At 67.1% G+C, this 15,063-nt stretch carries 13 protein-coding genes; 4 read left to right on the forward strand and 9 right to left on the reverse strand.

Features of this window, described 5'->3' with window-relative positions; all coding sequences use genetic code 11:
- Positions 1 to 15: 15 nt before the first annotated feature.
- Complete coding sequence (locus tag AC52GN_RS09440) at positions 16 to 1,581, reverse strand: cytochrome ubiquinol oxidase subunit I (protein WP_346521888.1); 1,566 nt, start codon at positions 1,579 to 1,581, stop codon at positions 16 to 18.
- A 169-nt stretch (positions 1,582 to 1,750) separates the two neighbouring features.
- Positions 1,751 to 2,326, reverse strand: coding sequence for a hypothetical protein (locus AC52GN_RS09445; protein WP_496526863.1), 576 nt, complete (start codon positions 2,324 to 2,326; stop codon positions 1,751 to 1,753).
- Between AC52GN_RS09445 and AC52GN_RS09450 the strand changes: the two genes are divergently transcribed.
- From AC52GN_RS09450 to AC52GN_RS09460, 3 genes are all read left to right on the forward strand, one after another.
- Positions 2,310 to 3,464: an ABC transporter ATP-binding protein/permease gene (locus AC52GN_RS09450; RefSeq protein WP_496526864.1), complete on the forward strand. Its 1,155-nt coding sequence runs from the start codon at positions 2,310 to 2,312 to the stop codon at positions 3,462 to 3,464. The two genes, AC52GN_RS09445 and AC52GN_RS09450, sit on opposite strands and share 17 nt — an antisense overlap.
- Positions 3,461 to 5,122 carry an amino acid ABC transporter ATP-binding/permease protein gene (locus AC52GN_RS09455; RefSeq protein WP_496526865.1) on the forward strand — a complete coding sequence of 554 codons (1,662 nt, stop codon included), beginning with the start codon at positions 3,461 to 3,463 and terminating at the stop codon, positions 5,120 to 5,122. The genes AC52GN_RS09450 and AC52GN_RS09455 overlap by 4 nt, the downstream gene beginning before the upstream one ends.
- Positions 5,123 to 5,315: 193 nt before the next feature.
- Positions 5,316 to 5,687 carry a hypothetical protein gene (locus AC52GN_RS09460; RefSeq protein WP_291774096.1) on the forward strand — a complete coding sequence of 124 codons (372 nt, stop codon included), beginning with the start codon at positions 5,316 to 5,318 and terminating at the stop codon, positions 5,685 to 5,687.
- Positions 5,688 to 5,710: 23 nt separating this feature from the next.
- On the opposite strand, the gene AC52GN_RS09465 is transcribed toward AC52GN_RS09460, so the two are convergent.
- From AC52GN_RS09465 to rpsL, 7 genes are all read right to left on the reverse strand, one after another.
- Positions 5,711 to 7,024: a hemolysin family protein gene (locus tag AC52GN_RS09465; protein WP_346486479.1), complete on the reverse strand. Its 1,314-nt coding sequence runs from the start codon at positions 7,022 to 7,024 to the stop codon at positions 5,711 to 5,713.
- Positions 7,025 to 7,127: 103 nt separating this feature from the next.
- Positions 7,128 to 7,268, reverse strand: a complete 141-nt coding sequence (locus tag AC52GN_RS09470; protein ID WP_343829474.1) for a hypothetical protein — start codon at positions 7,266 to 7,268, stop codon at positions 7,128 to 7,130.
- A gap of 62 nt (positions 7,269 to 7,330) precedes the next feature.
- Entirely contained in the window at positions 7,331 to 8,914 is a 1,584-nt protein-coding gene (locus tag AC52GN_RS09475) for a PAS domain-containing hybrid sensor histidine kinase/response regulator (protein WP_496526866.1), read from the reverse strand.
- Positions 8,915 to 9,180: 266 nt separating this feature from the next.
- Positions 9,181 to 10,371 (reverse strand): elongation factor Tu, encoded by a 1,191-nt coding sequence (gene tuf, locus AC52GN_RS09480; protein ID WP_338576128.1) that lies wholly within the window; start codon positions 10,369 to 10,371, stop codon positions 9,181 to 9,183.
- A gap of 111 nt (positions 10,372 to 10,482) precedes the next feature.
- The gene (gene fusA, locus AC52GN_RS09485; RefSeq protein ID WP_496526867.1) at positions 10,483 to 12,561 is read right to left on the reverse strand and encodes an elongation factor G; all 2,079 of its coding nucleotides are present in this window, start codon (positions 12,559 to 12,561) and stop codon (positions 10,483 to 10,485) included.
- A 151-nt stretch (positions 12,562 to 12,712) separates the two neighbouring features.
- Entirely contained in the window at positions 12,713 to 13,186 is a 474-nt protein-coding gene (rpsG, locus tag AC52GN_RS09490; protein ID WP_291776167.1) for a 30S ribosomal protein S7, read from the reverse strand.
- Between the two features lie 39 nt (positions 13,187 to 13,225).
- A complete protein-coding gene (rpsL, locus tag AC52GN_RS09495) occupies positions 13,226 to 13,600 on the reverse strand; it encodes a 30S ribosomal protein S12 (protein WP_003165508.1) in 375 nt (124 codons plus the stop codon).
- Between the two features lie 1,206 nt (positions 13,601 to 14,806).
- Here rpsL and AC52GN_RS09500 point away from each other — a divergent pair.
- Positions 14,807 to 15,040 (forward strand): hypothetical protein, encoded by a 234-nt coding sequence (locus AC52GN_RS09500; RefSeq protein ID WP_496526868.1) that lies wholly within the window; start codon positions 14,807 to 14,809, stop codon positions 15,038 to 15,040.
- Positions 15,041 to 15,063: the final 23 nt, after the last annotated feature.

Genomic DNA, 15,063 nt, shown 5'->3' on the forward strand with positions numbered 1-15,063 from the left:
CCTTCAACGACCGGGTCAGGCGACCGCGGGCTCGCCTTCAGCAGCGGCGTCTTCTTCGCGGGCTTCCTGTTCGGCGAACGGCCCCTTCTTGACCGCGCGCAGGATCAGGCCGACCTCGACGACGGCGAGCACGCCGTACAGCAGGGTGAAGCAGATGATCGTGGTCCACAGGTGGGCCACCGTCAGGCTGGACGCGCCCAGGAAGGTCGGCAGCACGCCTTCCACGGCCCAGGGCTGACGCCCCACCTCGGCCAGCAGCCAGCCGGACTCGATAGCGATCCACGGTAGCGGGATGGCCAGGACGGCCAGGCGCAGGAACCACTTCGTCTCATGCTTGCGCAGGGTGCAGAGGATGAAGGCCGTTCCGAACAGGCCGATCATCAGGAAGCCGATGCCGGCCATGAAACGGAACACCCAGAACATCAGCGGCACGTTCGGAACCGTCGACCAGGCGGCCTGCTTGATCTGTTCCGGCGTCGCGGCGCGCGGATCCTCGACATAACGCTTCAACAGCAGGCCGTAGCCCAGGTCGTTGCGCACCGTCTCGAACTGGCCGCGGGCGGCCATGTCGGTCGGATCGGCCTTGACCTTCTCAAGCGCGTCATAGGCGACGACGCCGCGTTCGATGCGGTCCTCGGCGACGGCGACCAGCTCCAGAATGCCCTCAACCGGCTTGTCGATGCTGCGCGTCGAGATCAGGCCCAGAACATAGGGCACCTTGACCTCGAAGTGGGTGTGACGGTCCTCAAGGTTCGGCAGGCCGAACAGGGTCAGACCGGCCGGCGCCTCTTCGGTGCGCCACATGGCTTCCAGAGCGGCCAGCTTCATCTTCTGGTTGTCGGTCAGGGCGTAGCCCGACTCATCGCCCAGAACGACCACCGACAGCGACGACAGAAGGCCGAAGGCGGCGGCGACCGTCATCGACCGCTTGGCGAAGCCCTTGTGCTTGCCCTTCAACAGATAGAAGGCCGAGATGCCCAGCACGACCACGGCGGCGCAGACGTAGCCGGCCGACACGGTGTGGACGAATTTGGCCTGGGCCACCGGGTTGAAGATCACCGCCATGAAGTCGGTGATTTCCATACGCATGGTGTCGGGGTTGAAGGCGGCGCCGACCGGATTCTGCATCCAGCCGTTGGCGATCAGGATCCACAGGGCCGACAGATTGGTGCCCAGGGCCACCATGAAGGTGACGAACAGGTGGGCGTGCGGCTTCAGCTTGTCCCAGCCGAAGAACATCAGGCCGACGAAGGTCGCCTCCAGGAAGAAGGCCATCAGGCCCTCGATCGCCAGCGGCGCCCCGAAGATGTCCCCGACATAGTGGGAATAGTAGCTCCAGTTCATGCCGAACTGGAATTCCATCGTCAGGCCGGTGGCGACGCCCAGCACGAAGTTGATGCCGAAGATCACGCCCCAGAAACGGGTGATCGTCCGCCAGATCGGCCGACGGGTCATCACATAGATGCTCTCCATGATGACCAGCATGAAGGAGAGGCCCAATGTGAGGGGCACGAACAGAAAGTGGTATAGCGCCGTCAGTGCGAACTGAAGGCGTGAAAGGTCTACGACCGCCAGGTCGATCATCGTTCCAGGCTCCTGACCGCCAGCCCCCATCGACCGGCGTTCTACTCTAACCTAAAGCCGCGTCGTTTGGCGCGCCTTGATCCTGATCAAAGCCAGAGGCAGCGACTTGAACTAGAGGGCGTTTCGCCCAAAGACCTTTCGCCACATAGGCTTTTTGCCCCATCCTCTATTGTCGTCGATCACGCTGGATGAGGGCGGATCGGACCCTTATTCTCAAAATGGCGCACCTGGAGACATGATGACGGCCCAGCCGGTCGCCCCTCAGCAGGCGAGTTCCCCGAGAATCGCAGAGACGGCTGCGCCTGCGGCCTGGCTGAAGGCCGCCCTGTCCCCCTGGCGTCGCCTGATGAACCTGGGCGGAGCCCTGGTGATCGCGGACACGGTCCCGGCCGTCGGCTTCGCCGCCGGATTGGCCCTGGCCGTCGGCGCCTTGCCGCGCGGCCTGGCCGAGGCCGTCCCCGGCCTGGTTCTGGCGGTCGCCGCCCTGATCGTACGCGCCGCGCTCAGTCAGGGCGCGGTCTTCGTCAACACCCGCGCCGCCCGCGCCGCCAAGAACGGTCTGCGTCGCCGCGCCCTCAAGGGCGCCCTCGCCGGCCGTTTGTCGGACGCCGCCGCCATGACCGCCGCCGCCGAGGGCGTCGAGGCGCTGGACGGCCACGTCGCCCGCTTCACCCCCGCCCGAACGGCCGCCGCCGTCTCCCCTGATCCTGATCCTGGCGGCAGGGGTGGTCAGCCCCTTCACCGCCGGCATCCTGATCTTCACCCTGCTGCCCTTCGTCCTGGGCATGGCCCTGACCGGCATGGCGGCGGGCGCCGAGAGCCGCCGTCAGTTCCTGGCGCTAGAGCGTCTGTCTGGCCTGTTCCTGGACCGAGTGCGCGCCCTGCCCCCCATCCTGTCCTTCCAGGCCGAAGCCCAACAGACCCGCGTCATCGCCCGCGCCTCGGACGATCTGGCCCGCCGCACCGGCAAGGTGCTGAAGGTCGCCTTCCTGTCCTCGGCGGTGCTGGAGTTCTTCTCGGCCCTGGCCGTCGCATTGGTCGCCGTCTACTGCGGCTTCAACCTGCTGAAGCTGCTGCCCTTCCCCGCGCCCGACGAACTGAGCCTGGCACAGGCCTTCTTCGTGCTGGCCCTGGCGCCCGAGGTCTATCAGCCCATGCGCCGCCTCGCCGCCGCCTATCACGACCGTCAGGCCGCCGAGTCCGCCGTCCCCAGCCTCAGCCGCCTGGATCAGGCCGACGAGACGCCCCGCGCGCGTCTCTCTCCGCCCGCCTCGGCGCCCGCCGTGCGTTTCAAAGACGTGGCGATCGCCTATGACGGCGCGCCGGTGCTCAGCGGCTTCGATCTGACGGTCGCGCCCGGCTCCATCGTCGCCCTGACCGGCCTCAGCGGCGCGGGCAAGACCAGCCTGCTGAACCTCTTCCTGGGCCTGGCACCTCTGTCAGGCGGCGAGGTCGAGGTCGGCGACGCGCGCCTGTCGGACGCCCCCGACCTGACCGCCTGGATCGCCTGGGCCGGTCAGGCGCCGGTCGTGATCCGCGGAACCCTGGCTGATAACATCGCCCTGGCCCGGCGCGGCGCTTCGCCCGAAGAGATCGAACAGGCCGCGCGCAAGACGGGCCTCGACGGCGCGCTGGATCGCCGGATCGACGAGCGCGGCGGCGGTCTGTCGGGGGGCGAGCGTCGCCGTCTGGGCCTGGCCCGCGCCTTCCTCAAGCCCGCACCCCTGCTACTGCTGGACGAACCGACCGCCAATCTGGACGCCGAGGCCGAGGCCGCCCTGCTGCCGCTCATCCGCGAGGCGGCGCGCGAACGCACGACCCTGATCGCGACCCATTCCGACGCCGTAGCCGAACTGGCCGATGTGGTGGTGCGCCTGTGAAGCCTCAGTCCTCTCCCGGCGTCGTCCGCCTCAAGGCCATGATCCGCGCCCAGGAGCGCGCCCAGTTCCCGCGCCTGCTGGCCGCCTCGGTCACAAGCGCCCTGGTCTCGGCCGGGGCCGTGGCCCTGCTGGGGGTGTCGGGCTGGTTCATCACCGCCGCCGCACTGGCCGGCGCGGCCGGACCGGCCGCAGCCCATGTGTTCAACTATCTGGTCCCCAGCGCGGTCATCCGCTTCCTGGCCATCGTCCGCACCGCCTCCCGTTATGGCGAGCGCGTCACCGGCCATGAGGCGGCGCTGAAGGCGCTGGCCGCCCTGCGTCCCCAGTTGTTTGACGGCCTGGCGCGCGGCCCCACGACGCGCGCCCTGTCGCTGGCGGGCGGCGAGGCCTCGGCCCGGCTGGTGCAGGATGTCGACGCCGTTCAGGATCGTTTCGTGCGCCTGTCCGCGCCGTGGAGCGCGGGCGCGGGGCTTCTGACGGGCATGGTGATGGCCTCTCTGGCCGGATGGCGCGCCGCCGTCGCGGTCGCCCTGGCCGCCGTGGTCAGCGTGGCGCTGGGCGTCGTCCTGGGCCGCCGTCTGGCCGAGCCTGCGGGCCGCCGCCTGCAGGAGGCCATGGGCGACTTCAAGACCGACTTCGCCGCCATGTCCGCCGCCGCGCCCGAGCTTCAGGCCTACGGCATGAAGGACTGGGCCGTGGATCGTCTGGCCCGTCAGGGCGGCGCCGTCGAGGCCTCCGCCGAGGCCCTGGCCCGCGCTGGAGGCTGGCTGATGGCGGGGCAGACCCTGGCCATGGCGCTGGGCGTCATGGGCGCAGCGTTGGCCGCCGGTTCCGCCTCCCCCGCTTTAACCGCCCTGGCCATGCTGGCCGCCGTCGCCACGGTCGAGAGCGCGGGCAATCTGCTGAACGCCCTGCGCCAGAACGGCGCCGTCGCCGTCGCCGTTCAGCGTCTGGGCGAGTTGCTGGATGGAGAGGCGCCCATCGCGGCGTCCGCCGCCGAGCCTGCCCTTCGCCTGTCGTCGGCCGATCTGCGCCTCGCCCCGCCTCAGCGCCTGGCCGTCGTGGGTCGCTCCGGCGCAGGCAAGACCACCCTGATCGAACGGATGATGCACCTGCGCGCGCCCGTTCCGGGCGAGGTCGCCTTCGCCGACATCGACGGAGCCGCTCTGTCCTCGGACGCGGTGCGCCCGCTGTTCGCCTATGCACCGCAACAGGCGGTTCTGATGGCCGGAACAGTGCGCGAGAATCTTCGCCTGGCCGCCCCTTCGGCCGATGACGATCAGCTCTGGGCCATGCTCGAGGACGCCGGCCTGACCGACCGCATCCGCGCCGCGCCCGGCGGGCTGGACGCGCCTCTGGGCGAGAACGGCGCGCGGCTGTCAGGCGGCGAGCGGCGCCGATTGGGCCTGGCCCGCGCCTATCTGCGCCCCGCGCCCTGGCTGGTGCTGGACGAACCGACCGAAGGGCTCGACGCCGCGACAGAGGCCAAGGTTCTGGACCGGCTGGCCCAGCGCCTGCAGCGCACCGGTCAGGGCCTGATCCTGGTCAGCCACCGCCCGGCCCCGTTGGCCCTGTGCGATCAGACCCTGACCGTCAGCGGCATCGCCCCGGATGGTCATGTTCAGGCACGCATCGGTCCCCTTCGCGCCGTCGCCTGAACCGGCCGACCTTTGATCTCCATCAAGGCGCGGCCACGGACGGTGAGCTCTGCTGTCGGCATAGGAGAACTGCCATGCCCTCAGAAATCATCGCTCCCGTCGCCGCCATGGGCGCCTTCTTCCTCACCTTCATGGCCGCCATGGCCTACGGCGTGATCAACAGCAATCTGGCCGACCGCAAGGCGCGCTGACCATGACGCTGCATCACATCCGGCTGGAGCTGGCCCGCGAGGCCGATGCGCCGCATGGCGATCCGGGCGACGGCTATGACCTGGTCATGACGCTGGACGAACATTCCCGGTTGGACGCTCCGGCCCTGCTCGCCGCGCCCGAACGCACGCGTGTCCGCCGTTTTCGCGACGGCGAGACGCTGGCGGTCGGCCAACTGACGCGGGGCGCCGACGGCCGCTGGGTGCTGGACTTCCCCGGCGAGGACGCCGACGCCGTCGGCTTCCGCCTCGAAAGCGAACGCTTCGTGCCGGGGGAATACGTCTCCCTGGCCGAGCCGGGCGGCCCCATGCGTCCCTATCGGGTCGCCCTGGTCCAGCCATTGGACCGCACCTGAGCCGCCACGACGGCGCCGCCTGATCAGGCGGCGTCGGTCTCCTCGCCCTTGATCACAGGGCGGAACAGCAGCTTGTCGATGCGTCGGTCGTCCATGTCGATGACCTCGACCTCGAAACGTCCCAGCTGCAGGACGTCGCCCTCGTTCGGCACGCGCGACAGATGGTGCAGCACCAGGCCCGCAACCGTGTGGAAGCCTTCATGCTCGCCGAAGTCCTCGCCCAGCGCTTCGCCCAGTTCATCCAGATCGATCTGACCATCGACGGCCCAGGTGCCGTCGGCGCGTTTGCGCACGGCCGTCTCGACCTCGTCATGGCTCTCGTTGAAGTCGCCGGCGATCATCTCCAGCAGGTCCGTCGCCGTGACCACGCCTTCAAAGGCGCCGTATTCATCGACCACGAAAGCCATGTGAACCTTCGAGCCCTTCAGGATCTCCAGCGCCTTCAGCACCGAGGTCGACTGAGGGATGAAGGCGGGTTCGGCCACCAGCTTCTCGACATTGAACTCGCCGTTGTCGAGCAGGCTGTCCAGCAGGTCCTTTTTGTGGACCACGCCCAGCGGGTTATCGATGTCGTTGTCCCGCGCCACCACGATGCGCGAATAGGGACAGGTGCGAATTTCCTCGCGCAGCGTCTCTTCGGAATCATCCAGGGCGATCCAGTAGACCTCGTGGCGCGGCGTCATCGCCACGCGCACGGCCCGGTCGCCCAGGCGCAGAATCTCCTCGATCATCTCCTGCTCTTCCGGCTCGATCAGGCCTGCGGACGTGCCCTCGGCCAGGATGCTCTCCACCTCTTCCTGAGTGACGTCCGAACCGTCGCGATCCTTGACGCCCAGCAGCTTGAGGATGCCCGAGGTCGACGCCGTCAGCAGCAGCACGAACGGCTTCATCACCAGGGCCAGGGTCGAGATCGGACCGGCCATCTTGGAGGCGATAGTCTCGGGGAAGATGAGGGCCAGGCGCTTGGGCACCAGTTCGCCGACGATCAGCGAGACATAGGTGATCAGCACCACGACCACGCCGGTGGCGATGATCTGCGAATAGGGCGCCAGCGCCGGCAGGTTCGCCGTAAGGATGTCGTCCAGCTCGCCGGCGATGGCCGCCTGACCGTAGGCGCCGGCCAGAATGCCGATCAGGGTGATGCCCACCTGGACCGCCGACAGGAACTGCGTCGGCTCCTCAGCGAGTTTCAACGCAGCGCGTGCGCCGCGGTCGCCTCGTTCGGCACGGCTTTGAAGCTTGGATTTGCGGGAAGACACGACCGCGAGTTCGGTCATGGCGAAAAGGCCGTTCAGCACCACAAGCAGCAGCACGACGACGATAGCGATGGTCAACATCGAAAAGGAGAAGCCCTGACGCGGCGCGACTAACGGCGTCCGCGAGGCGTATAGTAAAGGCGATGCCGCCCCTGCGCCAGCTTTCTTGTCGAAACTGCGGCGTTCAGCCTGATCGGCCCGTCTCGACGGCGCCGTAGAAGCCCGTGTCGGCGCCGCCCTGCCCCATGCCTCCGGTCTGCGCGGCGCAGGCGCTAAGGCCGATCACCAGACCTATCAGCAGGCCCAGACGTGCAGCGCGGATCATCTTGGTTAACCGGTCATTGACGACCCGCCCTGAACGCGAGACGCGGCAACCGAGTTCCCCGGTCAGGCCGCCGAGGGCATGCTCTCGTCCGACCATTCAGCGGCGACAGCAACGCCTCGCTCCATGCCCTGCAGCAGGATCTCCAAGGTCACCGGTTTCGCCACCAGATGGTCGGCGCCGGCCTGCACCGCCTGCAGATGATGAGCCTCGGTCGTATTGGCCGTCAGCATGACGATGGGTGTGCGCGCCGCGCCCAGACGCGCCTCCTCGGCGCGGATGCGGCGCATGGCGTCCAGCCCGTCCATGACCGGCATCTGCATGTCCATCAGCACCACGTCGAAACGCTCCTTCTGGAATCGCAGCACGCCCTCTAGCCCGTTGTCGGCGGTGACGATCTCGAAGCCCAGCGGCTCCAGCAGGCAGCGCACGACCATCTGATTGGCCGGATTGTCCTCGACCGCGAGAATACGCAGTCGCGCGGGCTCCTCGGGTTTCTCGACGGCCGACCCAGCCGCCTCCGTCGAAGCCGACAGCGGGCGCTGGATCGGCAGGTCCACGCTGAACACGCTGCCTTCGCCCGGCGCAGACTCGACGGTGATCGTTCCACCCATCAGTTCCGCCAGCGACTTGCAGATGGACAGACCCAGACCCGTGCCGCCGAACTGACGCGAGATGGCGTCGTCCGCCTGGACGAAAGGCTTGAACAGGCGTTGGGCGGCCTCGGCGTCGAAGCCCATGCCGGTGTCCTGCACCTCGATCACGAGGCGCTCCTGGCGTTCGACCGCCCGCACGTCGACCTGGACGGAAACGCGGCCTTCAGCGGTGAATTTCACTGCGTTGGATACAAGGTTGGAAACGATCTGGGTGATGCGCACCCCGTCTCCGATCACCTCGCCCCGGGCGGTCGGCGTGAAGGCGACCTCCAGCGCCAGGCCCTTGTCCTCGGCGAGCGCGCGACGCATCTCGACCACCGCCTCGATGTCGGCCCTGAGGTCGAACGACGCCGGCGACAGGCTGAACTGACCGGCCTGCATCTTCGACAGGTCCAGCATGTCGTCCAGCACCCGACGCAGGGAGTCGCCAGCCCCGGTGATCAGGTTCAGCATCTCGCTCTGGCGCGGCGTCAATGTCGTGTGCGCCAAGGCCGAGGCTAGGCCCAGCACCGCGTTCAGCGGCGTACGCACCTCATGGCTGACGTTGGCGAAGAAGCGGTCACGCACCTCTGCGGCCTGCCGCGCCTCGGCCTGCGCCAGCTCCAGGGCCCTGAGCGCACGGACGTGGTCCGACACCTCGAAACGGATGGCGGTGTAGGTCTCGGGTCGTCCGTCCGCCCCAAGGTTCGGAACAATGGTGGTGTCCACCCAGTAGGCCTCGCCCGATTTGGTGCGGTTCTGGATGGTGCCGCGCCACACTTCGCCACGCGCGATGGTCCGATACAGGTTGCGGAAATAGTCGCGCGCATGAACGCCCGAATTCACCACCCTGTGCGTCTGGCCGATCAGCTCGGCGCGCGAATAGCCGCTGACCGCCTCGAACTTGTCGTTGCAATACAGGATGCGGCCCGCGCGATCCGTAATCGCCACGATGGCGGCCTCGTCAAGCGCGGCGGAGAGGCCGGCGCGGCGGGGCCAGTCGACGTCAGTCATAAGGGGTCCTTTCAGCCCGGCACATGGCGCGTCCATGGCTGAGAATCCCTTAACCTCCCCGCTAGACCAAAGTCGGGCGTCTCCTTTTGATTCAACGCAATAGCGCATGGCAAAACGGCCCCCGGATCGCTCCGGGGGCCGCTCTGTACGCTTACGCTACTCTTACTGTGCGGCCTCAGGGGCCGCTCATCGATTACTCGACGATCTTGGCCCCGGCGGGAGCAGCTCCCGCCTAGGCTTTAGTCTCGCGTGGCGAGGATCGTCGATTACTCGACGATCTTGGCCACGACGCCGGCGCCGACAGTGCGGCCGCCTTCGCGGATGGCGAAGCGCAGCTTCTCTTCCATCGCGATCGGCGTGATCAGCTCGACGTCCAGCTCGGCGTTGTCGCCCGGCATGATCATCTCCACGCCTTCCTTCAGGCGCACGATGCCGGTCACGTCCGTCGTGCGGAAGTAGAACTGCGGACGGTAGTTCGTGAAGAACGGCGTGTGACGGCCGCCTTCTTCCTTGTTCAGGATGTAGGCCTCGGCCACGAACTTCGTGTGCGGGGTGATCGAACCCGGCTTGCACAGCACCTGGCCGCGCTCGACGTCTTCACGCTTGGTGCCGCGCAGCAGCACGCCCACGTTGTCGCCCGCCTGGCCCTGGTCCAGCAGCTTGCGGAACATTTCCACGCCCGTGCAGGTCGTCTTCTGGACCGGACGGATGCCGACGATCTCGACTTCCTCGCCGACCTTGACGACGCCGCGCTCGACGCGACCCGTCACCACGGTGCCGCGGCCCGAGATCGAGAACACGTCTTCCACCGGCATCAGGAACGGCATGTCGATCGGACGTTCCGGCTGCGGGATGTAGCTGTCGACCGCCGCCATCAGCTCCAGAACGCGCTCGGCGCCGATCTGCGGGTCGCGGTCTTCCACCGCGGCCAGGGCCGAGCCCTTGATCACCGGAATGTCGTCGCCCGGGAACTGGTACGAGCTCAGCAGCTCGCGCACTTCCATCTCGACCAGCTCCAGCAGTTCCTCGTCGTCGACCATGTCGACCTTGTTCAGGAACACCACCAGCGCCGGAACGCCGACCTGACGCGACAGCAGGATGTGCTCGCGCGTCTGCGGCATCGGGCCGTCAGCGGCCGAGCACACCAGGATCGCGCCGTCCATCTGAGCCGCGCCCGTGATCATGTTCTTCACGTAGTCGGCGTGGCCCGGGCAGTCCACGTGCGCGTAGTGACGGTTCGCCGTCTCATATTCCACGTGCGACGTGTTGATCGTGATGCCGCGCGCCTTCTCTTCCGGCGCGTTGTCGATGTCGGCGTAGTTCATCGCCTTGCCGCCGCCAGCCTTCGACAGCGTCATCGAGATCGCCGCCGTCAGCGTCGTCTTGCCGTGGTCAACGTGACCGATCGTGCCGATGTTCACGTGCGGCTTCGTGCGTTCGAACTTTTCCTTGGCCATTCTCTAGCTCCTGGAATCCCCAAAACGGGGGTCCAAATGGGTTTGGGGATAGGTGGGGCGATTTGTGGTCAAACCGCCCCGTTTTCAAGTGGGTCCGTCGGAAAGACGGACTTAGGCGTACTTCTTGATCACTTCGTCGGCGACGTGTTGCGGCACCGCTTCATAGTGGTCGTACTGCATGGTGAACTGGGCGCGGCCCTGCGACATGCCGCGCAGCGTGTTCACATAGCCGAACATGTTGGCCAGCGGCACGAAGGCGTTCACGACGACGGCGTTGCCGCGCATGTCCTGACCCTGGATCATGCCGCGACGGCCGTTCAGGTCGCCGATGATCGAACCCAGGTACTCTTCCGGAGTCACGACCTCGACCGCCATGATCGGCTCGAGCAGCTTCGGTCCGCCCTTTTCCTTCAGCTCGCGGAACGCAGCGCGCGACGCGATTTCGAAGGCCAGAACCGAGGAGTCGACGTCGTGGAAGGCGCCGTCCACCAGGGTGGCCTTGACGTCGATGACCGGGAAGCCGGCCAGCAGGCCGTTGTCCTTGGCCGACTTCAGGCCCTTTTCCACGCCCGGGATGTATTCCTTGGGCACGGCGCCGCCGACGATGGCCGACTCGAAGACGAAGTCCGAACCCGGCTCGCCCGGCTCGAACACCAGCTTGACGCGGGCGAACTGGCCCGTACCGCCGGTCTGCTTCTTGTGGGTGTAGTCGATCTCGGCCTTGCGGCTGATGGACTCGCGATAGGCCACCTGCGGCGCGCCGATGGTCGCTTCGACCTTGTAGGTGCGCTTCAGGATGTCGATCTTGATGTCCAGGTGCAGCTCGCCCATGCCCTTCAGGATCGTCTGGCCCGACTCGTGGTCGGTCGAGACGGTGAAGGACGGATCTTCCGAAGCCAGCTTGGCCAGGGCGACGCCCAGCTTCTCCTGGTCGGCCTTGGTCTTGGGCTCGACGGCGATCTCGATAACCGGCGCCGGGAATTCCATCTTCTCGAGGATGACCGGGGACTTCAGCGGGTCGCACAGGGTGTCGCCCGTACGGGTTTCCTTCAGGCCGGCCAGGGCGACGATGTCGCCGGCGTAGGCTTCCTTGATGTCCTCACGGTTGTTGGAGTGCATCAGCAGCATGCGGCCGACGCGCTCGCGCTTGTCGCGCGACGAGTTCAGCAGCGACTGACCGGTCTCCATCTTGCCCGAGTACAGGCGGCAGAAGGTGATCGAACCGACGAAGGGGTCGTCCATGATCTTGAACGCCAGAACCGACAGGGGCTCTTCGTCCGACGCCTTGCGGACGATCGGCTCTTCGGTCTTGAAGTCGATGCCCGGCGTCGGCGGGATGTCGACCGGCGACGGCAGGTAGTCAACGACGGCGTCCAGCAGCGGCTGCACGCCCTTGTTCTTGAAGGCCGAGCCGGCGAGGATCGGATAGAAGGCGCCGGTGATGACGGCCTTGCGGATGCAGCGCTTCAGCACTTCAACCGAGGGCTCGTTGCCTTCCAGGTAGGCTTCCATGGCCTCGTCGTCGATCTCGACGGCGTTGTCGACCAGGTACTGGCGAGCGGCGGCCACGGCGTCAGCCATGTCGGCCGGGATGTCGCGCACGTCGGCCGAGGCGCCGACCTGATCGGTTTCCCAGACCAGGGCCTTCATCTCGACCAGGTCGACCACGCCCTTCAGGTTCGATTCCGAACCGATCGGCAGTTGGATCGGCACAGCCTTGGCGCCCAGACGGTCGCGGATCGACTCGACCGACTTCTCGAAGTCGGCGCCGATCTTGTCCATCTTGTTGACGAAGACGATGCGGGGGACGTTGTACTTGTCAGCCTGGCGCCAGACGGTTTCCGTCTGCGGCTCGACGCCGGCGTTGCCGTCCAGAACGGTCACGGCGCCGTCGAGGACGCGCAGCGAACGCTCGACTTCAATGGTGAAGTCCACGTGGCCGGGGGTGTCGATGATGTTCAGACGCTTTTCACGCCAGAAGGCGGTCGTGGCGGCCGACGTAATGGTGATGCCGCGTTCCTGCTCCTGGTCCATCCAGTCCATGGTGGACGCGCCGTCGTGCGTCTCGCCCATTTTGTGGTTCTTGCCGGTGTAGAACAGAATCCGCTCGGTCGTCGTCGTCTTGCCCGCGTCGATGTGGGCCATGATGCCGAAGTTGCGGTAGTCTTCGATTTTATGTGTGCGGGGCATTGAAGTTGCCTTCCGGGAGCTTCGCGGACGCGGCGAGCGCCCTGGGGTGTCGGATATGACGGCGCGGGCGGTTCAGTCTGAACGCCCGCGCCGGATCGTCTTCGTGAGCGACCGCCCCATTATCCGAAGAAGAGGGACGGTTTTAAGACGTTTACCAGCGGTAGTGGCTGAAGGCGCGGTTGGCTTCGGCCATCTTGTGGGTGTCTTCGCGCTTCTTGACCGCGGTGCCGCGGTTGTTGGCGGCGTCCAGCAGCTCGGCGGCCAGCTTTTCCGTCATGGTGTTTTCGCCGCGGTTGCGCGCGGCGTTGACCAGCCAGCGGATGGCCAGGGCGCGACGACGGTCCGGACGGACTTCGACCGGCACCTGATAGGTGGCGCCGCCGACGCGACGCGAACGGACTTCAACCGCCGGGGCGACGTTTTCCAGGGCGATGTGGAAGGTCTCGACCGCAGTCTGCTCCTTCTTCTTCTCGGCCAGGATGTCGAAGGCGCCGTAGACGATGTTCTCGGCGACGGCCTTCTTACCTTCGTACATGACGTAGTTCATGAACTTGGTGACGATCAGGTCCCCGAACTTGGGATCCGGCAGGACTTCACGCTTCTGAGCGCGGTGACGACGGGACATGGATGTATCCTCTTAAATCTGTAGGGCGCTAGGAGCGGATTACTTCGGACGCTTGGCGCCGTAGTGCGAACGACGCTGCTTGCGGTCCTTGACGCCCTGGGTGTCGAGCACGCCGCGCAGGATGTGATAGCGAACGCCGGGCAAGTCCTTCACGCGGCCGCCGCGGATCAGCACGACCGAGTGCTCCTGCAGGTTGTGGCCTTCGCCGGGGATGTAGCACACGGCTTCGACGCCGTTCTTGGCCAGACGGACCTTGGCGACCTTACGCAGAGCCGAGTTCGGCTTCTTCGGGGTCGTGGTGTAGACGCGGGTGCAGACGCCGCGACGCTGGGGCGAACCCTCCAGGGCCGGGACCTTGTTGCGGACCGGCTTCGGCTTGCGGGGCTTGCGGATCAGTTGGTTGATCGTGGGCATTCGAATTCGTCTCTTTTCGATGTGGAGGCGTGTGTCTTTCGACCGGAGCGCCTCATGAGCCTTCTTTTGAACGGGACCGAAGCCCCGCCCGGGTGTTATCGAGCCGAGGTCAGGACGCCCAAACAGAAAAACCGGAACGCGCGCTTCGGGCGTTCCGGCGGGACACAGCCCGTCCGTTCGATTGTCACGATCTCAGCGGACGGCGAACCGCCCACGTCTCGAAAGTGCGCGGCTTCTACGCGCGATCCGTTAACAGGTCAAGAGAGACGCGCGAGCCGACGTTCAGGGCGTCGTGTTCGTATCCCGTTCAGGGATCGATGATATTACGCCTAGATATCGCCATGCTTGCCTAGGCATCATTCGTTCGGACGATGGGGGAGCCTTAATGAGCATCGCCGTTCTGCCCGATGGCCCGACGAAGCGAACCCGTCCGGGCCTCAAGCGAGCCCTGACGGCGGGGACTTCGGTGCTGATGCACGCGATCGTCCTGGGCAGCATGGCCTACTACGCGGCAGGCGACCGTCGCGAATCCCTCCCTACACCGCCGCCGCCGATCATCCACGTGGAACTGGAGCGTCCGTTCGTGCCGCCGCAACCGCGGCCTCCCCTTCCTGCGCCGACGCCTGTCCCGACGCCGGCGCCGGCGCCCATGGAATCGCCGCGGCCTCAGAGACCCAGCGCCGAACCATCCCCTACGCCTACGCCTGCGCCGGCCCCCGCCCCTGCTCAGGCGGCTTCCGTCCCTCGGACCGCCCCGCAGGCTCCGCCCCTGCCGACCCCGGCGTCCAAGGCGGCGCCCGCGCCGCCGGCCGCCGCACTGGAGCACGCGCCGGTCGCGCCCGTCGTGATCGCGCCCATACGTCCGCGCAAGAAGGACGAGGAGGACGGCCGCGACGGCCTGCCCGCTCCGCCGGCGCCGCGCCTGGCCGCTCCCGCGCCGGGCGCCCCTTCAGCCGCTGCGTCAGGCGTGGACGGCATTTCCGACGCCTGGCGCGTGACGCCTGAGGGTCAGTCCGGGCGCAACGCCCGCGCCTTGCGCACCTCCCCGCCGGATGCCCTGCGGACCAACTGCTTCGTCGAGGCGAAGAGATCATCTGCGAGGAACGGTTCAACGCCCGGGCGGCGCAGGGCGCAGAGAACGGCCGCATCACCGGCACCGGCAACGCAGAGCGCGACGCCCGCTTCGCCCGCGAAGGGGCGCGCGAGATGCAGCGCTACGAGGCCCAGCGTCGACCGCTCAGCGGCGGGGTCGGAGTGCTCGCGCCTCAGGACTGCCCAGGCTCCAACTTCGGCACGGGCTGCGCAGGCGCGCACCTGGATTCCTCGATGCAGATGGACTCCAACCGCAATGTCCAGACCCGCCGCGACGGCGCTCCCGCCTCCGGCCGCCCGATGACGCCCGGCGCCGCCAACACACGCGAACCGATGAAGCCGCAGTAGGCGTCCGGCGCACGGCCAGCGCC

The sequence above is a fragment of the Brevundimonas sp. SS2672 genome, from assembly GCF_059579685.1.

Bases quoted from the DNA above. Each gene is read 5' to 3' on its own strand.
- tuf (WP_338576128.1), bottom strand. From the start codon at position 10,371: ATGGCCAAGGAAAAGTTCGAACGCACGAAGCCGCACGTGAACATCGGC.
- fusA (WP_496526867.1), bottom strand. From the start codon at position 12,561: ATGCCCCGCACACATAAAATCGAAGACTACCGCAACTTCGGCATCATG.
- AC52GN_RS09475 (WP_496526866.1), bottom strand. From the start codon at position 8,914: ATGACTGACGTCGACTGGCCCCGCCGCGCCGGCCTCTCCGCCGCGCTT.
- AC52GN_RS09460 (WP_291774096.1), top strand. From the start codon at position 5,316: ATGACGCTGCATCACATCCGGCTGGAGCTGGCCCGCGAGGCCGATGCG.
- rpsG (WP_291776167.1), bottom strand. From the start codon at position 13,186: ATGTCCCGTCGTCACCGCGCTCAGAAGCGTGAAGTCCTGCCGGATCCC.
- rpsL (WP_003165508.1), bottom strand. From the start codon at position 13,600: ATGCCCACGATCAACCAACTGATCCGCAAGCCCCGCAAGCCGAAGCCG.
- AC52GN_RS09465 (WP_346486479.1), bottom strand. From the start codon at position 7,024: ATGTTGACCATCGCTATCGTCGTCGTGCTGCTGCTTGTGGTGCTGAAC.
- AC52GN_RS09500 (WP_496526868.1), top strand. From the start codon at position 14,807: ATGCAGCGCTACGAGGCCCAGCGTCGACCGCTCAGCGGCGGGGTCGGA.
- AC52GN_RS09470 (WP_343829474.1), bottom strand. From the start codon at position 7,268: ATGATCCGCGCTGCACGTCTGGGCCTGCTGATAGGTCTGGTGATCGGC.